The sequence below is a fragment of the Mycobacteriales bacterium genome (assembly GCA_035995165.1).
Lineage (GTDB): Bacteria > Actinomycetota > Actinomycetes > Mycobacteriales > CADCTP01 > CADCTP01.
Genome location: DASYKU010000094.1, coordinates 25,784 through 44,009 on the forward strand (window position 1 = coordinate 25,784; position 18,226 = coordinate 44,009).

The following is an 18,226-nucleotide window of genomic DNA, read 5'->3' on the forward strand; positions in this document are numbered from 1 at the left end:
ACTCCATGTGTACCCTCTCGTGCCCTCAAGCACACAGAGATGCCGGAGTCTTTTTCATCAGATCGTTAAGAGGGCCTGCTCCTATGCTTTGCGGTGTGCACCGCTCCGCGGCTTTCTTCGATCTGGACAAAACGATCATCGCCAGGTCGAGTGCGCTCGCATTCGGGCGGCCGTTCCGCGCAGGGGGCCTGATCAGCCGCCGTGCCGCCCTGAAGGCCGCGTACGCGCAGTTGGTCTACCTCGTCGCCGGAGCGGACGAGGACCAGATGAACCGGATGCGGGACTACGTCACGGAGATGTGCACCGGCTGGGATGTGCAGCAGGTCAGGGAGATCGTCTCGGAGACATTGTTCGAGATCGTGGATCCGTTGATCTATGCCGAGGCGGCCGACCTGATCGAGGAACACAAAGCGGCCGGACGCGAGGTCGTGATCGTCTCGAGCAGCGGCGAGGAGGTCGTGGGACCGATCGGCGAGCTGGTCGGCGCGGATCGGGTGATCGCGACCAGGATGGTGGTCGAGGACGGTCGCTACACCGGCGAGGTGGCGTACTACGCATACGGGCCGGCGAAGGCGGCGGCAATGCGGGAGCTGGCCGAGGCGGCCGGGTACGACCTGGCCGACTGCTACGCCTACAGCGACTCCGTCACCGATCTGCCGATGCTCGAAGCCGTCGGCCATCCCACCGCGGTGAACCCGGACCGGGGCCTGCGCCGCGCGGCCAGGGAGCGCGACTGGCCGGTCCTGGTGTTCAGCCGACCCGTCTCGTTGCGGTCCCGGCTGGCCCGGGCACCACGCCGGCCGATGGTCGGGACCGCTGTGGGCGTCGGTGCGGCGGTTGCCGGAATCGCGTGGTACGCGGCGGCTCGACGGAGATCAGCGACTCTTGCTCCACAACCAGGCGCACGCCGGCGCGGTGGCGAAACGTTACTCGTCCGTCGGTCTTCCGCCGCTCGCTGAACGGGCGTACAAAGGACTGCACGGAAGCCGGTTCGTCGGCGGGAACACCCTCGGTGAGCTGCGGTTCCGTGCACGGACGCTGGGTACCCACGCGCGACCAGCCGCGGGAGGCACGACGGGTCCGACCTCGGTCGGTGACCGTCGAGACGGTGTGCACGCCTGCTAACCCGGGTCCGTCCGTGCGCGACGGCGCCTCCTCATCGGGGCGCCGTTCGCGTGTCCGGGCCGGCTGTCCGAGGGTCGGCTCAACCCCTCAGCACGGCCTCGCAAATGGCAAGACCCTCCCGGGCGCCGAGCGCCACCGCGGTCGCGCAGTGGCGGAGCCAAGTGGCGACGCCGTCCGGTGCACCGGAGCGGTAGCCCTCCAGCGCTGTCCGGTAGTCCTCGGCCAGCTCGAGGTGGCCGACCTCGGGGACGCTGACCGACTTCGGGTCGACGCCGCGGGTCACCAGTGTCAGGCGGGCGGCTGCTCGGGCCACCAGGCCGTCCGCGCTGCCGAACGGCGCCAGCGTCGCCAGCTCGCCGTGGACGACGGCGGCCACCAGGGTGCCGGGAACGCTGCTGCGGCCGGCGACGAGGCGAGCCAGACCCGCGAGCCGGGCGGCGATCGCCGGGTCGCCGGTGGGACGGCCCAGCCGATCCGCCGGGACCGTGCCGGTGGCGGCCAGGACGTGCAGGCGAGCGATCGCCTGCAGGGGCGCCTGCTCCCAGGTGGTGACAAGGGCCCCCAGACCGGCGCTGAGCCGGAGCGCTCCCTGTACGACCGGGTCCTCGAGCCGGCCGGCCCGCAGGTCGGCCAGCGGGATGTCGGCGCCTTCCAGAGCTGCCGAGGCGCGAGCACCGCGCAAGGCGGACTCGCTGCTCACGGCTGCGCTCTGCCGGCGCAGCACGCGGTGGTCGAGCAGCCGGTCGACCGCCTGCCGCGCGGAGGCCAACTCGTCCGTCACGCCAGGGAGGTCGAGCAGGGGCGCGAGCGGGTCCGCGGTGCCGGGCGAGGGCACGCGCGCGGCGGGTGGTGGTGGCACCGGATCAGGCTAATCGCGGGCCTGATCGTCCCGGGCCGGGCGGTACGGACACGCCGCGGACCGGGAGCGATGTCCCGGCCCGCGGCGGAATTGGAAGCAGGATCGGCGCCGATGTCTCTCCCCGCATGCGCACCCCGCAGTGCACGCGAACGCCGACGCCGATCCTGCGCCTATGGGCCGGACCGCCACTCCCGATGGACGCCCCAGGAAAGGGGTAGGTCTCTCGCGGGCGTTCACCGATGCGACGGTCCGGCCGGTTCAGGAGATCGCGGAGGTACTGCCTGCGCAATCGATTCAGCGCTCATTGCCTCTTGGGCGTGTCCGGGCGGTCTGGCTGTTCGACGTCGGCAACCAGTCGATCCGGTTCTACGGCGCCGAGATGCTCGCGCTCGTCGACGCGGCCGCGGCGCTGGTGCAGAGCGGCGACCTGGACGGGCCGGCCGAGCGGCTCCGGCCCGTGCCGGAGCAGCAGCTGGACACGTTCACCTCCCGGCTCGGGGACCTGCGCGACGCGCTGCGCCGCAGTCGGTACGCGACGAGCCGGCCGGCCGTGGACATGCAGCGCCAGATCGAGGAGTTCCGATCGGGCGCGCTGGGCCAGATCCTGAGCCGTTAGGAGAGCCGCACCGGACTCCCGACCGATCGCAGGGTGACCACCGGAGGAAAGCGGGCATAGGGTCGCTGACGAGAGCGGCCCAGCGCAGGGCCGGCCCACCGGGAGGAGCGCGGTGACCGAGACGAGCAGCGACGCCACACTCTCCAATCTGTCGAGAGAGACGCGGCGGTTCGAGCCCCCGGAGGCCCTCGCGGCCGCCGCGAACGTCACGGCGGAGGCGTACGACCGGGCCAAGGCGGACCGGCTGGGGTACTGGGAGGAGCAGGCCAACCGGCTGACCTGGGCCAAGCCCTGGGACACCGTGCTGGACTGGAAGCCGCCCTTCGCGAAGTGGTTCGTCGGCGGCGAGCTGAACGCGGCGTACAACTGCGTGGACCGGCACGTCGAGGCCGGCAAGGGCGACAAGGTCGCCTACCACTGGGAGGGCGAGCCCGGCGACACCCGGACGATCACCTACACGGACCTGCTGCGGGACGTCTGCCGCGCCGCCAACGCGCTGACCGAGCTCGGTGTCGGCAAGGGCGACCGGGTCGCGATCTACATGGCCATGATCCCCGAGACCGTGGTCACCATGCTCGCCTGCGCCCGCCTCGGCGCCATCCACACGGTCGTGTTCGGCGGGTTCTCCGCCGACGCGCTGCGCAGCCGGATCATCGACTGCGACGCCAAGCTGGTCGTCACCCAGGACGGCGGCTACCGGCGCGGCGCTCCGAGCGCGCTCAAGCCGGCCGTCGACGAGGCGCTGGAGAAGGCGCCGGGCGTGGAGAAGGTGCTGGTCGTCCGGCGTACCGGCCAGGACGTCGAGTGGACCGAGGGCCGCGACGTCTGGTGGCACGACCTGGTCGACGGGCAGTCCGACCAGCACACCGCCGAGCCGCACGACGCCGAGCACCCGCTCTACGTCATGTACACCTCGGGCACCACGGCCAAGCCGAAGGGCATCCTGCACACCACCGGCGGCTACCTGACCGGCGCGAGCTACACCCACGACGCGGTCTTCGACCACAAGCCGGACACCGACGTCTACTGGACCGCGGCCGACATCGGCTGGGTCACCGGCCACTCGTACATCGTTTACGGGCCGCTCGCCAACGGCGCCACCAGCGTGATGTACGAGGGAACGCCGGACACCCCGCACCGCGGGCGGTGGTGGGAGATCGTGCAGAAGTACGGCGTGACGATTCTCTACTGCGCGCCCACCGCGATCCGGACGTTCATGAAGTGGGGCGAGAAGGAGCCCGGCCAGTACGACCTGTCGTCGTTGCGGCTGCTCGGCTCCGTCGGCGAGCCGATCAACCCCGAGGCCTGGATCTGGTACCGCAAGTACATCGGCGGCGACCAGGCGCCGGTGGTCGACACCTGGTGGCAGACCGAGACCGGCTCGATCATGATCAGCCCGCTGCCGGGCGTCACCGCGGCCAAGCCGGGCGCGGCGATGCGGCCGCTGCCGGGCATCTCGGCCGACGTGGTCGACGACACCGGCAAGTCCGTCCCCAACGGCGGCGGCGGGTACCTCGTGATCACCGAGCCGTGGCCGTCGATGCTGCGCACGATCTGGGGCGACGACAAGCGCTACCAGGAGACGTACTGGTCCCGCTACGACGGGATCTACTTCGCCGGCGACGGGGCCAAGAAGGACGACGACGGCGACATCTGGCTGCTCGGCCGGGTCGACGACGTCATGAACGTCTCCGGGCACCGGATCTCCACCACCGAGGTGGAGTCCGCGCTGGTCAGCCACCCCAAGGTGGCCGAGGCCGCGGTGGTCGGGGCGAACGACCCGACCACCGGGCAGGGCATCGTCGCGTTCGTCATCGTCCGTGGCTCCGTGGCCGAGGACGAGGCGTCCGGCGAGGCGCTGGTCAAGGAGCTGCGCGAGCACGTGTCCAAGGAGATCGGCAAGATCGCCCGGCCGCGGCAGATCATGGTCGTGCCGGAACTGCCGAAGACCCGCTCGGGCAAGATCATGCGTCGGCTGCTGCGGGACGTCGCGGACAACCGGCAGCTCGGGGACGTGACGACGCTGACCGACTCGTCGGTCATGGACCTCATCTCCGACAAGCTGCCGAGCGCCTCCAGCGAGGACTGAGTCCGTCCGGGGAACGGGGCCGGTCCAGCCGGCCCCGTTCCCCGGCGGGAGTACCAGTCGCAGGACGAGCATGGTTCGGCGGGGCCGCTGGACCGCTGCCACCACGTACCGGGATGATTCCGGCCACGACCTGCGAGGAGGCGCCACGGTGAGCACACTGCAGTCCCCGGATCCCGAGCCGTCCGTCGGCGAGCTGGTCCGCCGCGCGTCCGAGAACGTCTCCACCCTCGTCCGCGGGGAGATCGAGCTCGCCAAGGCGGAGCTGAGCACGACGGTGAAGCGGGCCGGGGTCGGCGGCGGCATGCTGGCCGCGGCCGCGGCCGTGCTGCTGTTCTCGGTGCCGTTCCTGTTCGTGGTGATCGCGGAGGTGCTGGTCGCGATCGGGCTGCCGCGCTGGCTGTCGTACCTGATCGTCTGGGTGTTCTTCCTCCTCGTCGCCGGCCTGCTCGCGCTGATCGGCCGCCGGCAGCTGAAGAAGATGAAGAAGCCGGAGCGGACGCTGAGGACGGCGAAGGACACCGCGGCCTGGGCCCGCCATCCCACCTCGACCACGCCGACCACCCCGACCGCGTGACGCCCGACCTTCCTGATGGCTCGTCCGTCCTCGTGGACGGTCCGTGGACCCACCGTGAGGTCAGCGCGAACGGTGTCCGCCTGCATGTCGCGGAGGCCGGAACCGGCCCGTTAGTCCTGCTGCTGCACGGTTTTCCCGAGTTCTGGTGGACCTGGCGGCACCAGCTCACCGGGCTCGCCGACGCCGGCTTCCGGGTCGTCGCCCCCGACCTGCGCGGGTACGGGGCCAGCGACAAGCCACCGCGCGGGTACGACGCGGTCACGCTGGCCGGGGACGTCGCCGGTCTGGTCCGGGCGCTCGGCGAGCGGGACGCGATGATCGTCGGGCATGACTGGGGCGGCATCCTGGCCTGGACGGTCGGCACCCTGCACCCGCGGGTGGTCCGCCGGCTGGTCGTGCTCGGCGCCGCGCACCCGCTGCGGCTGCGGGCGGCGCTGCTCACCGACCCGCGCGGCCAGCTGCGCGCCAGTGCGTACGCGTTGGCGTTCCAGACCCCGCGCTGGGCCGAGTCGCAGCTGACCAAGGAGGCCGCCCTGTACGTCGGCGGCCTCCTGGAGCGCTGGTCCGGCCCGACCTGGCGGCGCACCGGCGACCACTACGAGGCGGTCGGCCGCTACCGGGACGCGATCCGGATCCCGAAGACCGCGCACTGCGCGCTGGAGTACCACCGCTGGATGGTCCGCTCCCAGCTGCGCCCGGACGGCTTCCGGTACGCCCGCTCGCTCTCCGAACCGGTCACCGCCCCCACGCTCCAACTGCACGGTGCGCTGGATTCCTGCACGCTGCCGCGGACCGCGCTGGGATCGGGCCGGTACGTCGCGGCCGCGTACGAGTGGCGGCTGATCGACGGCGTCGGCCACTTCCCGCACGAGGAGGCCCCCGACCTGGTCACCGGCGAGCTCCTCCGGTGGGCCAAGGAGACCTAGGAGACTCCTGAACAACTGCGTGTCGTCCCGGGCCCGTGGAGTGGGGCGGGGACGATGTGGTGGTGCAGGGTCGTTCGGAGGGTCAGCGGGAGTTGCTGGACGCTGAGTCGGTGGCGGGGCATTTGTTGAAGCCGGGGAGCGTGTTCGGGTTCCTGGCCGGGCACCGTAGGCGACTTTTCCCGGAGGAGATGTTCGCGGATCTGTTCCCGTCCGGGCGGGGCCGGCCGTCAGTACCCGGCGAGGTGATGGCGGCGGTGATCGTGCTGCAGACGCTGCACGGACTGTCGGACTCCGAGACGACCGACGCGGTGACGTTCGATCTGCGGTGGAAGGCCGCGGTCGGCTGGCCGGTCACGGCCGCGGCGTTCCACGACACGACGTTGACGTACTGGCGGCGGCGGTTGGCGGCTTCGGCTGATCCGAACCGGATCTTCCACGCGGTGCAGCAGGTCATCGCCGAGACCGGTGTGCTGAAGGGCAGGACCCGGCGGGCGTTGGACTCGACCGTGCTCGATGACGCGGTCGCCACCCAGGACACGGTCACGCAGCTGATCGCCGGGGTCCGCAAGGTCCGCCGCGAGGTTCCGGGTGCCGCGGCCGTCGTCGCGGAGGTGACCTCGGCGCATGACTACGACGACCCGGGCAAACCCAAGATCGCCTGGCACGACGGGCAGGCCCGCCGGCAGCTCGTCGACGGGCTGGTCCGCGACGCTCTGGCGGTCGTGGCCGCCCTCGGTGAGCAGCCGGACGGGACACCGGCGGCGGACGCGGTCGGGTTGCTGGCACTGGTCGCCGGGCAGGACGTCGAACTCGTCACCGACCCCGACGGGTCGCAGGACGGGCCGCGGTGGCGGATCGCCCGCCGGGTCGCTCCGGACCGGGTGATCAGCGTGGTCGACCCCGAGGCCCGGCACGCGCATAAGACCGTGCACCGCCGGCAGGACGGCTTCAAGGTGCACCTGGCGATCGAGCCCGGCACCGGCCTGGTCACCGCCTGCCAGCTCACCAAAGCCGCCGGCGCCGGCGCGCACGACGCGGTCGTCGGCGTCGAGCTGCTGACCGCCGAGACCGCCCCGCTCGACGTGCTGGCTGACAGTGCCTATGCCACCGGCCAGGCGCTCGCCGCGCTGGCCCGGGCCGGCCACCGGCCGGTCATCAAGCCTTGGCCGGTCAAGCCCGCCGTTCCCGGCGGGTTCACCGTCGATGAGTTCACCGTCGAGGAGTTCACCGTCGAGGAGGCAGCCGGCACCGCCGGCACCGCGACCTGCCCGGCGGGGGTCACCCGCCCGATCAGCCGGACCCGGGTCGTCACCTTCGGTGCGGCCTGCCGCAGCTGCCCGCTGGCGCAGCGGTGCACGACAGCGAAAGACGGCCGCAGCCTGAAGATCCCACCAACACGACGCGCTGCAACGGGCTCACCGCCGCCGCGCCGAAGACCCCCAGTGGCAGGCCGAGTACCGCCAGCACCGGCCGATGGCCGAACGGACCATCGCCTGGCTCACCGCCCGCGGCAACCGCAGACTCCGCTACCGCGGCGTCACCAGCAACAACCACTGGCTCCACCACCGCACCGCCGCCCTGAACCTGCGCCGACTACTCACCCTCGGCCTGGACCACCAGCAAGGAACCTGGATCCTCGGCTGACAGCCAACCCGGGACCAACGCCCCGCACCCACAACGGCTGCAGCGGCAAGCAGCTGCGATCCTTCACCTCGCCCCACGCCACCGACACCCGGCCAGGACAGGGTTAGTTCAGGAGTCTCCTAGGCACAGTCCCCGGTCGGGACCGCGGAGTCCGACGCCGCCCCGGTCCGCGCATCCTCCGCGACCTCCGCCGCGGTCAGCGCGAACCCGGTGAACTGCTGGTCCACCGCCGCCGCGAAGATCACCCCGAGCACCGTCCCGTCCGGCGCGATCAGCGGCCCGCCGGAGTTGCCGCTGCGGACGTCGCCGTAGATCGAGTAGACCTGCCGGGTGACCGTACGGGAGTCGTAGATGTCCGGGCCGCGGATCTCCATCCGGTCCCGGATGCGGGCGGCGCCGGCGAAGAACGGGCCGTCCTCGGGGTAGCCGAGCACGATCGCGTCGTCGTTCGTGTCGACCGGCCTGGTCGCGAACGCCAGCGGCCGCAGCGCCAGGTCGGGCACCGCGAGCACCGCCACGTCCTTCTCGGGGTCGTAGAGGACGACGGTCGCCTTGTGCTGCTCGCCGGCGACCTCGACCTCGGGCTGATCGACCCCGGCGACGACGTGCGCGTTGGTCATCACCCGGTCGGCCGCGAACACGAAGCCGGAGCCCTCGACCCGGCGGGCGCAGGACGGGGCCAGGCCGGTGACCTTGACGACGGACGGGCGGACCGTGGACACGGCCCGGGTACGCAGCAGGGCCGGGTCCGGCGCCGGGACGTCGCGCACCCGGGTCGGCACCAGCGGCCCGAAGACCTCCGGGAAGTCGTACCCGCTGATGGCGTCGCGCAGCGAGGAGTAGATCGAGCGGACCTGCCGCGGCACCACGTCGTTGACCGCACGGATGACCTGGCTGTCCCGGACTGCCGCCGACACCCGCGGGTACGGCGCGGCGGCCAGCGGCGAGGCCACCATCCAGAACACCAGCAGCACCGCGACCGCCGAGACGACCGCGCCGAGCACCGCGTCCAGCGTCTGCACCGGGCGCCAGGTCAGCCGCTGCCGCAGCTGGTTGCCGATCCAGACCGCGATCACCTGGCCGAACAGCGCCACCGCGAGCACCACCGCGACGGCCACCGCCACCCGCCAGGACGAGTTCTCGGCCAGCCGGCCCGCGATCGGGTCGGCCAACTGGGCACCGAGCACGGCCCCGCCGAAGAACCCGAGGAAGGAGAGCACGGCCGTGACGAAGCCCTGCCGGAAGCCGCCGACGGCGAACGCGATCGTGGCGACGATCAGCGCGATGTCCAGCAGGTTCACGGGGTCGATTTCACGACGAGCCGGCCGACCTGGCCCTGGGTCTCGTGGATGGAGCACACGAACCGGTAGTCCCCGGGGCGGCCGATGGTGAACCGGACCGAGTTGCTCTGCCCGGCCGTGGTGAGCGGGACGTCGGCGCCGGGCAGCTGGGCCGCCTGCCAGTTGTGCGGCGCGCCCTTGCCGACGTGGGTGAGCGTGAGCGCGACCGGTCCGGGCCGGGCGTTGATCACCGAGGGGTGGAAGCGCAGGTCGTCACCGGCGTCGACGACGACGGACTGGATGCCGTCCGGACCGGGGCTGAGCGTCACCTGGTCGGGCTGGGAGGACTCGGACCGCCCGGCGCTGTTGGTGGCCTGGCCGCAGGCGGCGAGCAGCGTCAGCATCGCGCAGCCCGCGATCACCCGGACAGCGCCCGATTTCACGACGAAACCGTACCGCTCCCGCCGGTGCGGCTCGGCGGCGCGCCATGCTCGTCGGCGGGCACGACGTCCTCCGCAGCCGGCCCGTCGTCGCCCTCCCGGGGATCGACGGACGAGGGATCGGCAGACAAGGGATCGGCGGACGAGAGATCGGCGGACGAGGACCCGACGGGCGAGGACCCGACGGGCGAGAGATCGGCGGGCGAGGGCAGCTCCGGCCCCCCGCGCGGCCCGGTGAACCCGGCCGGCACCCCACGCCGGGCCAGGTCCCGCAGCGGCGCCGGCAGATCGCGGACATCGGAGGGGTTCCAGGGCCGGGCCCAGCCGCCGAGCTCCAGCACCCGGTCCAGCACGGCCGCGGTGAAGCCCCACACGACCATCCCGCGGACCAGGAAGGCGGGCCCGGCGTACCCGGACGGGCCGCGGACCCGGCACCGGTTGGCCGGGTCGACCAGCTCGGCGATCGGCACCCGCTCGACCCGGGCCACCTCGCCGGGGTCGACCACGCCGACCGGCCCGGGCGTGTGCCACCAGCCCAGCACCGGCGTGACCAGGAACCCGGTCGGCGGCAGGAACAGCTCCGGCAGCAGCGTCACGACCTGCACACCGGACGCGTCCAGCCCGACCTCCTCGGCCGACTCCCGCAGCGCGGTCCCGACCGGCCCGTCGTCGCCGGGGTCCAGCGCGCCGCCCGGGAACGCGGGCTGCCCGGCGTGCTTGCGCAGCCGGGCGGACCGCTCGATGAGCAGCAGGTCGGGACCGTCCGGGCCGTCGCCGAAGAGGATCAGCACCGCGGACCGGCGCCCGCCGGTGGTGGGCGTCATCGGCGCCCCGAGCCGCAGGTAGTCCGACGCCGTGGTGGAACCGACGGCAGCGGCGAGCGGCAGCAGCCAGCCGGGCAGGTCAGACATCGACGCCGAGCTTGCCCTTGACCAGCGCGCGCAGCGTCGTGTCGGTCAGCGGCGGCCCCTGGTAGACCTCGGCCACGGTCCCGTCCGCGGCCACCAGCACGGTCGCCGGCACGTTGTGCCGCAGCAGCCCGCGCAGCAGGTCGCCGTCGCGGTCCTGCAGGGACGGGAACGGCAGCCGGCTGTCGGAGGCGAAGGAGACCGAGTTTCCCGGCACGTCCAGGCTGGCGACGCCGAGCACCCTCAACCGAGGCCCGGCGTCGGTGGACAGCGCGGCCAGCGCCGGCAGCTCGGCCCGGCAGGGCCCGCACCAGCTGGCCCAGAGGTTGATCACCATCGGGGTCCCGGTCAGCCGGCGCAGCGGGACCGCGGCCGAGCCGCCGACGCCGAGGCAGGGCAGCGACAGGTCCGGCAGCGGCTTGGCCGAGCGGGTCTGCGCACCCGGCAGCGGGCAGGCCGGCAACGCCGCGGTGGCCCCCTGGGACGGCATCGGAGCCGGTGCCGGGGAGGAGGTGCACGCGGCGGCCAGCAGCAGGACCAGCACCGCGAGCTTCCTCACCGCGACACCGCCACCTGCGCACCGCTCTTGACCAGCTTCTGCGCCTCGGCCGGGTCGATCGGCCCCAACCCGTACGACGGGCAGTCGTGGGCGAGCGGGCAGGCCCCGCAGGCCGGCTTCTTGGCGTGGCAGATGCGGCGGCCGTGCCAGATCGTGCGCTGGGAGAGCAGGGTCCAGTCCTTCTTCGGGATCATCTCGGCGATCGCGAACTCGACCTTGACCGGCTCGGTCTCGGCGGTCCACTGCCAACGCCGGACCAGCCGGCCGAAGTGGGTGTCGACGGTGATCCCGGGGATCCCGAACGCCTCCCCGAGGATCACGTTGGCCGTCTTGCGGCCGATCCCGGGCAGCGTGACCAGCTCGTCCAGGGTGTGCGGGAGGACCCCGCCGAACCGCTCGACGACGGCCTGGCCGAGCCCGATCAGCGAGGTGGTCTTGTTCCGGAAGAAGCCGGTGGAGTGGATCAGCTTCTCCAGCTCGCCCCGGTCGGCGGCGGCGTAGTCGGCCGCGGTCGGGTACTTCGCGAACAGCGTCGGGGTGACCAGGTTGACCCCGCGGTCGGTGGACTGCGCGGACAGGATCGTGGCGACGGCCAGCTCCAGCGGCGTGCTGAAGTCGAGCTCGGTCACCGCGTCGGGCCAGGTCTCGGCCAGCTCCCGGGTCATCCGGCGGGCCCGTCGCGTACGCCCCAGCGAGGTCTCGTCGCGGAATCTGCGGGCGCGGGCGGCCGGGGTGGTCACGGCGGCCAGCGTACGACCAGGTGTGACGGTCCTGGCCGAGAGTGCGTATTCAGCTGCCGGTGTCCGTCACGTGACGTTCGGTCGAACTTCCCGGTGCCCGCGCGAGCCGGGGGGCGCCCACAGAGCGTGATAGGGCAGGATGACGGTCACTATGGCTGGTCTGCTCGTGGTGTTCTTCCCGTTCATCCTCCTCGCGTTCATGATCATGATGGAGCGCGTCGAGAATCCCCTGCGCACCGCGGTCGAGGACCGCGTCGAGGAGTTCCTGGACGAGGCCCGCCCGGCGGAGATGGACACGTTCGTCCGGGACGGTCTGCCGGCGGCGCTGACCGAGCACGACCGGCGGCGCAGGCTGTCCCGGCTCCTGCCCCGGCGTCCGATCCGCAAGGGGCGGCACGCCGGCCAGCGGCCCTGACGAGCCCTCCGGCGGCGAGGCGAGACACCTGGCTGGCAAATTTCGGCCCGGTCACTTCTAGACTGCGATCTCGGGGTCCGCGCCGATCATCGCCGCGGGAGTCTTGCGCACGCCGGAAGGGATCGCCGCATGGACGAGGTGTTGGCCAAGGCCGGACTGTTCCAAGGGGTGCCTCCGGAGGACGCGGAGGTCATCGCGGGCCAGTTCGACCTCCTCGACGTGCCTCGCGGCACCGTCGTCTTCCACGAGGGCGAACCGGGCGACAGCCTCTACATCGTGCTCTCCGGCAAGATCAAGCTGGGCCGCCGTACGGCCGACGGCCGGGAGAACCTGGTCGCGGTCATGGGCCCGTCCGACCAGTTCGGCGAGCTGTCCCTGTTCGACCCGGGTCCGCGGACGTCGACCGCGGTCGCGGTCACCGACGCCCGGCTGGCCCGGATGTCGAAGCAGGCGCTGCGGTCCTGGATCACCCAGCGGCCGCAGATCGCCGAGCAGCTGCTGCGGGTCGTCGCCCGCCGGCTGCGCCGGACCAACGCGATGCTCGGCGACCTCATCTTCACCGACGTCCCCGGCCGGGTGGCCAAGCAGCTGCTGCAGCTCTCGCAGCGCTTCGGCACGCTGGAGAACGGGCAGCTCCGGGTCACCCACGACCTGACCCAGGAGGAGCTGGCCCAGCTCGTCGGCGCGTCCCGGGAGACGGTGAACAAGGCGCTGGCGGACTTCGCCCACCGCGGCTGGGTCCGGCTGGAGGGCAAGACGGTGGTCATCCTCGACCGCGACCGGCTGGCCCGGCGCGCCCGCTGACGTGCGCGTCCGCGGGTTCGACTTCGACGTCCGGGACGAGGGCGACCGGTCCGGCGAGGCGGTCGTGCTGCTGCACGGCTTCCCCGCGTACGCCGGCTCCTGGGACCGGCTGACGCCGGGGCTCATCGAGGCCGGCTACCGGGTCGTCCGGCCCGACCAGCGGGGCTACTCGCCGGGCGCGCGCCCCACCGGCCGCCGGGCGTACGCCGGGGGCGAGCTGGCCGCGGACGTGCTGGCGATCCTGGACGAGCTCGGGCTGGACCGGGTGCACCTGGTCGGCCACGACTGGGGTGGCTCGGTCGCCTGGCGGATCGGCGCGACCGCCCCGGACCGGCTGCGGACACTGACCGCGGTCTCGACCCCGCACCCGGCCGCGCTGGTGCACAGCTTCGTCTCCAGCCTCCAGGGCCTGCGCAGCTGGTACATGGGCGCGGCCCAGCTCCCGCAGGTCCCGGAACGGCTGCTGCTGGCCTCCGGCGGCGCGCCGCTGCTGCGGGCCCTGCGCCGCAGCGGTCTCCCGGCCGCCACCGCCGAGGACTACGTGGCCCGGATGCGGGAGCCGGGCGCGCTCGCCGCCGCGCTGAACTGGTACCGCGCGATCGCGTACGACCGGGACGGCGCCGGCCGCGTCACCACCCCGACCCTGTACGTCTGGGGCACCGGCGACAGCTTCCTCGGCCGGGCCGCCGCCGAGGACACCGCACGGTTCGTCACCGGTCCGTACACGTTCCTGCCGCTGGACGGGGCCGGGCACTGGATCCCGGAGGTCGAGCCGGAGCGGCTATTGCAGCCCCTGCTCGCTCACCTGCGCACGTAGTCCAGCTGGGCCCGGACGGACAGCTCCGCGGCCGGCCAGAGCACCTCGTCGACGTCGGCGTAGACGACCCGGACGACGTCCGCGGCGGCCGCGTCCGGCCCGAGCGACTCCAGCGCGGCGCGGACCTGCTCCAGCCGCTCCGCCCGATGGGCCAGGTACGCCTCGGCGACCGCGCCCAGGTCCGGCAGCTCCGGCCCGTGTCCCGGCAGCACGGTCCGGGTCCCGAGGTCGCGCAGCCGCCGCAGCGAGTCCAGGTACGGCCCCAGCCGCCCGTCCGGGTGCGCCACCACCGTCGTCCCGCGCCCGAGCACGGTGTCGCCGGTGAGCACGGAATCGTCGAGGGTGAAGCAGAGCGAGTCGGACGTGTGCCCGGGGGTGGCCAGCACCCGCAGCTCGACCCCGGCCGCGGCGACCACGTCGCCCTCCCCCAGGCCGGCGCCGCCGAGCCGCTGGGCCGGGTCGAGCGCGCGCACCGGTGCCCCGGTCAGCTCCCGCAGCGCCGCGGTGCCCTCGGAGTGGTCCGGGTGCCCGTGCGTCAGCAGGATCTCCGCGACCCGCCCGGCCGCCTCCGCGACCGCCCGCAGGTGGGCCTCGTCGGCCGGCCCGGGGTCGACGACCAGGCAGGACTCCGACCCGGGGGCTCGCAGCAGCCAGGTGTTGGTGCCGTCCAGGGTCATCGGGGACGGGTTGCGGGCCAGCAGCACCGACGCGTACGGCGTGACCGGCCGGAGCGTGCCGTAGAGCGGGTGGCTCACGGCTGGGCCAGCCGCAGCACCCGCCCGTTCGGCAGCGTCACCGACGGCCGCCCGTCGATCGTGGAGACCTCGGGCTGGACCCGGGACACCGACCGCTGCGCGGCCAGCACGGCGGCGACGGACGGGTAGTCCGCCACCTCCTCCAGCGTCACGATCGTCGGCGGCATCATCGGCCGCTCGCCGGCGCGCTGCTGGGCCAGCGCGTCCGCGGGCCGGACCCACTCCACGAAGTCGGCCTCGGAGGTGACGTCCCGGGTGGCCTGGCCCGCGGGCAGGGCGGCGACGAAGAAGCGGGTGTCGTACCGGCGGCGGACGTTCTCCTGCGGCGGCGTGATCCAGTGCGCCCAGGGCCGCAGCAGGTCCGCGCGCAGCACCAGCGCGCGCCGGGCCAGCAGCTCGGCCAGCGAGAAGTCACGCTGCTCCAGGCCGACCCGGTCGGCCTCCCAGTCCGGCCCGTCGGTGGTGCAGACCTCGCCCGCGGACGGCCCGGCCAGCAGCACGCCCGACTCCTCGAACGTCTCCCGCACCGCCGCGCACAGCAGCGCGCGCGCCAGCGCCTCGTCGGCGTCGAACGGCATGGTCCACTCCGCCGGCGGCGGCCCGGTCCAGCCGACCGCGGTGTCCGCGTCGCGGGGGTCGACGGCACCGCCGGGGAACACGGTCATCCCGGCCGCGAACGCCATCCCCCGCACCCGCCGCAGCAGGTAGACCTCCGGACCGGCGGGCGCGTCCCGCATCAGCACCACGGTCGCGGCATCGCGGACCGGGACGCGCTCCGTACGCTCCTCGGTCAGGTCGGCCCTCGTCGTTCCCCGTTCGCCCTGCGGGCCCTCGGGCTCGCTCATCGCACCTCGACGATCAGCTCCACCTCGACCGGTACGCCGAGGGGCAGCTCGGCGACCCCGACCGCCGACCGGGCGTGCGCGCCGGCCTCGCCGAAGACCTCGCCCAGCAGCTCGCTGGCGCCGTTGATCACGCCGGGCTGGCCGGTGAAGCCGGGCGCGCTGGCCACGAACCCGACCACCTTGACCACCCGGACGACCGCGTCGAGCCCGACCAGCGCGTCGATCGCGGCCAGCGCGCTGAGCGCGCACTCGCGGGCGGCGGCCTTCGCATCGGCCTCCGGGACCTCCGCGCCGACCTTGCCGGAGTAGCCGCGGGCGACCTGGCCGGAGGTGTAGACGAGGTTCCCCGTCCGCACCGCGGGCACGTACGCCCCGGCCGGCGCCGCGACCTCGGGCAGCTCGATCCCCAGCTCCGCGAGCCGGGCCACGGCGCTCACGACAGCGGCCGCTTGAGGTAGGCGACGAGCTGCTCCGGGTTCGGTCCCGGGATCACGGAGACGAGCTCCCAGCCGTCCTGGCCCCAGTTGTCGAGGATCTGCTTGGTCGCGTGCACCAGCAGCGGCACGGTCGAGTACTCCCACTTCTGCATGAACCGAACCGTACCGCCGGTCCCGGCCGCGCCCGTGCCGCGGCTCGTCGCGCCGTGGCAACCCGACGCACCTACCCTGGCGGGGGTGAGTACCAGTCCCTGGCCGGAAGCCCGGCTGCACGTGGTGACCGGCAAGGGAGGCACGGGCAAGACGACCGTGGCCGCCGCGCTGGCCCTCGCCCTGGCCGCCGGCGGCCGGCGCACCCTGGTCGTCGAGGTCGAGGGGCGGCAGGGCCTGGCCCAGCTGTTCGACACCCCGCCGCTGCCGTACGAGGAGCGCCGGATCGCCTCGGCCGCGGGCGGCGGCGAGGTCCGCGCGCTGGCCGTGGACGTCGAGGAGGCCCTGCTCGACTACCTGGCGATGTTCTACAACCTGCGCTCGGCCGGACGGGCCCTGCGCAAGATGGGCGCGGTCGACTTCGCCACCACGATCGCCCCGGGCATGCGGGACGTGCTGCTGACCGGCAAGGTCAAGGAGGCCGTCACCCGCACCGAGAAGGGCCACCGGGTGTACGACGCGGTCGTCCTGGACGCGCCCCCGACCGGCCGGATCACCCGCTTCCTCAACGTCACCGCGGAGGTCGCCGGGCTGGCCAAGGTCGGCCCGATCAAGTCGCAGAGCGACGGCGTGATGGCGGTGCTGCGCTCGCCGCAGACCGCGGTGCACGTGGTCACGCTGCTGGAGGAGATGCCGGTGCAGGAGACCGTGGACGCGGTCGCGGAGCTGCGCGCGGCCAAGCTCCCGGTCGGCTCGGTCGTGGTGAACATGACCCGGCCGCCGCTGCTGCCCGAGCCCGCGCTGGCCTCGGCCGCGGCCGGCAAGCTCGACAAGCCGGAGCTGCGGGCCGGCCTGTCCGCGGCCGGGCTGGACCCCAAGTTCGCGGTCGCGCTGGCCGAGGAGGCCGTCGAGCACGCCGAGCGCTGGGCGGTCGAGGACCGCAACCGGGCCGCGCTGACCGCGCTCGGCCTGCCGACGGTCGAGCTGCCGTTCCTCACCGGCCCGATCGACCTCGGCGGCCTGTACGAGCTGGCCCGCCTGCTGCGGGACAAGGCGGCGGCATGACCGGCCGCGCCCCCGCGCTCGACCTCGACGCGGTCGCCCTCGACCCCGGCACCCGGATCATCGTCTGCTGCGGCAGCGGCGGCGTGGGCAAGACCACCACGGCCGCCGCGATCGCGCTGCGGGCGGCCGAGGGCGGCCGCAAGGTCGTCGTGCTCACCATCGACCCGGCCCGCCGGCTGGCCCAGTCCATGGGCCTGTCCGAGCTGGACAACACCCCGCGCGAGGTGGCCGGCGTCGACACCGCCAAGGGCGGTGAGCTGCACGCGATGATGCTGGACATGAAGCGGACGTTCGACGAGATCGTCACCTCGCACTCGACCGCGGAACGGGCCGAGCAGATCTTCACCAATCCCTTCTACCAGTCGCTGTCGAGCTCCTTCGCCGGGACGCAGGAGTACATGGCGATGGAGAAGCTGTCCCAGCTGCGGGCGCTGGACGACTGGGAGCTCATCGTCGTGGACACGCCGCCGTCGCGGTCCGCGCTGGACTTCCTGGACGCACCGAAGCGGCTCGGGCGGTTCTTGGACGGGCGGATGCTGCGGCTGCTGCTGGCCCCGGCCCGGACCGGCGGCCGCGCGTACCTCAAGGTGGTCAGCGCGTCCTTCGGGTTGTTCACCCGGGTGCTGACCAAGATCATCGGCACCGAGGTGCTGCGTGACCTGTCCGCGTTCGTGGGTGCGCTGGAGACCATGTTCGGCGGCTTCCGGGAACGCGCGCAGAAGACGTACGAACTGCTGAAGACGCCCGGGACCGCGTTCGTCGTGGTCGCGACGCCGGAGCCGGGCGCGCTGCGGGAGGCGTCCTACTTCGTGGAGCGGCTCTCGGCCGAATCGATGCCGCTGGCGGGCATGGTGCTCAACCGGGTCCGGACCAGCGGGGCGCCCCGGCTGTCGGCCGAGCGCGCGGAGGTCGCTGCCGACGCCCTCGACGAGGCCGGCGGGCACGAGCTGACCGCGGCGGTGTTGCGGGTGCACGCGGCCCGGGCCCAGTTGGCGGCGCGGGACCGACGGATGCGGGACCGCTTCACCAGCGCCCATCCGGACGTACCGCTGATCGAGGTGCCGGCGCTGTCCACGGACGTGCACGACCTCGACGGGCTGCGCCGGGTCGGCGAGGCGCTCGCGACCTGACCGGACAAGATCCGCCGCGCGGGACCGACCTGACCGGACAAGATCCAC

General features: G+C 73.3%; 19 protein-coding genes and 2 pseudogenes. 11 read left to right on the forward strand and 10 right to left on the reverse strand.

The genetic code is table 11. The annotated features are described in order from the left end of the window. Nucleotides 1-101 precede the first annotated feature (101 nt). Nucleotides 102-782, forward strand: a pseudogene (locus tag VGP36_15615) (HAD family hydrolase). Between the two features lie 422 nt (nucleotides 783-1,204). On the opposite strand, the gene VGP36_15620 reads toward VGP36_15615, so the two are convergent. Next, entirely contained in the window at nucleotides 1,205-1,984 is a 780-nt protein-coding gene (locus VGP36_15620) for an oxidoreductase (protein HEV7656142.1), read from the reverse strand. 304 nt (nucleotides 1,985-2,288) lie between these two features. Between VGP36_15620 and VGP36_15625 the strand changes: the two genes are divergently transcribed. The 5 genes and pseudogenes from VGP36_15625 to VGP36_15645 all read left to right on the forward strand — a co-directional run bounded on the left by VGP36_15625 (nucleotide 2,289) and on the right by VGP36_15645 (nucleotide 7,833). Then, the gene (locus tag VGP36_15625) at nucleotides 2,289-2,600 is read left to right on the forward strand and encodes a hypothetical protein (protein HEV7656143.1); all 312 of its coding nucleotides are present in this window, start codon (nucleotides 2,289-2,291) and stop codon (nucleotides 2,598-2,600) included. Between the two features lie 148 nt (nucleotides 2,601-2,748). Continuing rightward, nucleotides 2,749-4,689 (forward strand): acetate--CoA ligase, encoded by a 1,941-nt coding sequence (acs, locus tag VGP36_15630; protein ID HEV7656144.1) that lies wholly within the window; start codon nucleotides 2,749-2,751, stop codon nucleotides 4,687-4,689. Nucleotides 4,690-4,837: 148 nt separating this feature from the next. Next, nucleotides 4,838-5,263: a phage holin family protein gene (locus VGP36_15635; GenBank protein ID HEV7656145.1), complete on the forward strand. Its 426-nt coding sequence runs from the start codon at nucleotides 4,838-4,840 to the stop codon at nucleotides 5,261-5,263. Between the two features lie 32 nt (nucleotides 5,264-5,295). Beyond that, nucleotides 5,296-6,189 (forward strand): alpha/beta hydrolase, encoded by an 894-nt coding sequence (locus VGP36_15640; protein ID HEV7656146.1) that lies wholly within the window; start codon nucleotides 5,296-5,298, stop codon nucleotides 6,187-6,189. A gap of 62 nt (nucleotides 6,190-6,251) precedes the next feature. Beyond that, nucleotides 6,252-7,833: pseudogene (locus VGP36_15645) on the forward strand (IS1182 family transposase). A gap of 119 nt (nucleotides 7,834-7,952) precedes the next feature. Here the strand turns inward: VGP36_15645 and VGP36_15650 are convergent. Genes VGP36_15650 through nth form a run of 5 tightly spaced genes read right to left on the reverse strand, consistent with a single transcriptional unit; the run spans nucleotide 7,953 to nucleotide 11,685 of the window. After that, nucleotides 7,953-9,134 carry a MarP family serine protease gene (locus VGP36_15650; protein HEV7656147.1) on the reverse strand — a complete coding sequence of 394 codons (1,182 nt, stop codon included), beginning with the start codon at nucleotides 9,132-9,134 and terminating at the stop codon, nucleotides 7,953-7,955. Beyond that, entirely contained in the window at nucleotides 9,131-9,556 is a 426-nt protein-coding gene (locus VGP36_15655; GenBank protein HEV7656148.1) for a plastocyanin/azurin family copper-binding protein, read from the reverse strand. The genes VGP36_15650 and VGP36_15655 overlap by 4 nt, the downstream gene beginning before the upstream one ends. Then, nucleotides 9,553-10,464, reverse strand: coding sequence for a CoA pyrophosphatase (locus VGP36_15660; GenBank protein HEV7656149.1), 912 nt, complete (start codon nucleotides 10,462-10,464; stop codon nucleotides 9,553-9,555). Before VGP36_15660 ends, VGP36_15655 begins: the two co-directional genes overlap by 4 nt. After that, nucleotides 10,457-11,020 (reverse strand): TlpA disulfide reductase family protein, encoded by a 564-nt coding sequence (locus VGP36_15665; GenBank protein HEV7656150.1) that lies wholly within the window; start codon nucleotides 11,018-11,020, stop codon nucleotides 10,457-10,459. Before VGP36_15665 ends, VGP36_15660 begins: the two co-directional genes overlap by 8 nt. Continuing rightward, a complete protein-coding gene (gene nth, locus VGP36_15670; protein HEV7656151.1) occupies nucleotides 11,017-11,685 on the reverse strand; it encodes an endonuclease III in 669 nt (222 codons plus the stop codon). The genes VGP36_15665 and nth overlap by 4 nt, the downstream gene beginning before the upstream one ends. 226 nt (nucleotides 11,686-11,911) lie before the next feature. Between nth and VGP36_15675 the strand changes: the two genes are divergently transcribed. The 3 genes from VGP36_15675 (at nucleotide 11,912) to VGP36_15685 (ending at nucleotide 13,796) form a co-directional block, all read left to right on the forward strand. Then, a complete protein-coding gene (locus VGP36_15675; protein ID HEV7656152.1) occupies nucleotides 11,912-12,175 on the forward strand; it encodes a hypothetical protein in 264 nt (87 codons plus the stop codon). A 129-nt stretch (nucleotides 12,176-12,304) separates the two neighbouring features. Beyond that, nucleotides 12,305-12,979: a Crp/Fnr family transcriptional regulator gene (locus tag VGP36_15680; GenBank protein ID HEV7656153.1), complete on the forward strand. Its 675-nt coding sequence runs from the start codon at nucleotides 12,305-12,307 to the stop codon at nucleotides 12,977-12,979. A gap of 1 nt (nucleotide 12,980) precedes the next feature. Continuing rightward, nucleotides 12,981-13,796 (forward strand): alpha/beta fold hydrolase, encoded by an 816-nt coding sequence (locus tag VGP36_15685; GenBank protein ID HEV7656154.1) that lies wholly within the window; start codon nucleotides 12,981-12,983, stop codon nucleotides 13,794-13,796. Here the strand turns inward: VGP36_15685 and VGP36_15690 are convergent. From VGP36_15690 to VGP36_15705, 4 genes are read right to left on the reverse strand one after another with little or no spacing between them, the layout of a single operon-like run. After that, nucleotides 13,781-14,551 carry an MBL fold metallo-hydrolase gene (locus tag VGP36_15690; GenBank protein HEV7656155.1) on the reverse strand — a complete coding sequence of 257 codons (771 nt, stop codon included), beginning with the start codon at nucleotides 14,549-14,551 and terminating at the stop codon, nucleotides 13,781-13,783. The two genes, VGP36_15685 and VGP36_15690, sit on opposite strands and share 16 nt — an antisense overlap. After that, nucleotides 14,548-15,396, reverse strand: coding sequence for an NUDIX hydrolase (locus VGP36_15695; GenBank protein HEV7656156.1), 849 nt, complete (start codon nucleotides 15,394-15,396; stop codon nucleotides 14,548-14,550). Before VGP36_15695 ends, VGP36_15690 begins: the two co-directional genes overlap by 4 nt. After that, the gene (locus VGP36_15700) at nucleotides 15,393-15,833 is read right to left on the reverse strand and encodes a RidA family protein (protein ID HEV7656157.1); all 441 of its coding nucleotides are present in this window, start codon (nucleotides 15,831-15,833) and stop codon (nucleotides 15,393-15,395) included. The genes VGP36_15695 and VGP36_15700 overlap by 4 nt, the downstream gene beginning before the upstream one ends. Further along, complete coding sequence (locus VGP36_15705) at nucleotides 15,830-15,985, reverse strand: DUF4177 domain-containing protein (protein HEV7656158.1); 156 nt, start codon at nucleotides 15,983-15,985, stop codon at nucleotides 15,830-15,832. The genes VGP36_15700 and VGP36_15705 overlap by 4 nt, the downstream gene beginning before the upstream one ends. An 85-nt stretch (nucleotides 15,986-16,070) precedes the next feature. Here VGP36_15705 and VGP36_15710 point away from each other — a divergent pair, with 85 nt between their 5' ends. Together VGP36_15710 and VGP36_15715 are read left to right on the forward strand one after the other, a co-directional pair. Beyond that, entirely contained in the window at nucleotides 16,071-17,048 is a 978-nt protein-coding gene (locus tag VGP36_15710) for an ArsA-related P-loop ATPase (GenBank protein HEV7656159.1), read from the forward strand. Then, the gene (locus VGP36_15715; protein HEV7656160.1) at nucleotides 17,045-18,178 is read left to right on the forward strand and encodes an ArsA-related P-loop ATPase; all 1,134 of its coding nucleotides are present in this window, start codon (nucleotides 17,045-17,047) and stop codon (nucleotides 18,176-18,178) included. The genes VGP36_15710 and VGP36_15715 overlap by 4 nt, the downstream gene beginning before the upstream one ends. Nucleotides 18,179-18,226: the final 48 nt, after the last annotated feature.

Coding starts and splice junctions, on each gene's coding strand:
- VGP36_15660 (HEV7656149.1), bottom strand. CDS start 10,464: ATGTCTGACCTGCCCGGCTGGCTGCTGCCGCTCGCCGCTGCCGTCGGT.
- VGP36_15705 (HEV7656158.1), bottom strand. CDS start 15,985: ATGCAGAAGTGGGAGTACTCGACCGTGCCGCTGCTGGTGCACGCGACC.
- nth (HEV7656151.1), bottom strand. CDS start 11,685: ATGACCCGGGAGCTGGCCGAGACCTGGCCCGACGCGGTGACCGAGCTC.
- VGP36_15715 (HEV7656160.1), top strand. CDS start 17,045: ATGACCGGCCGCGCCCCCGCGCTCGACCTCGACGCGGTCGCCCTCGAC.
- VGP36_15675 (HEV7656152.1), top strand. CDS start 11,912: ATGGCTGGTCTGCTCGTGGTGTTCTTCCCGTTCATCCTCCTCGCGTTC.
- VGP36_15680 (HEV7656153.1), top strand. CDS start 12,305: ATGGACGAGGTGTTGGCCAAGGCCGGACTGTTCCAAGGGGTGCCTCCG.
- VGP36_15695 (HEV7656156.1), bottom strand. CDS start 15,396: ATGAGCGAGCCCGAGGGCCCGCAGGGCGAACGGGGAACGACGAGGGCC.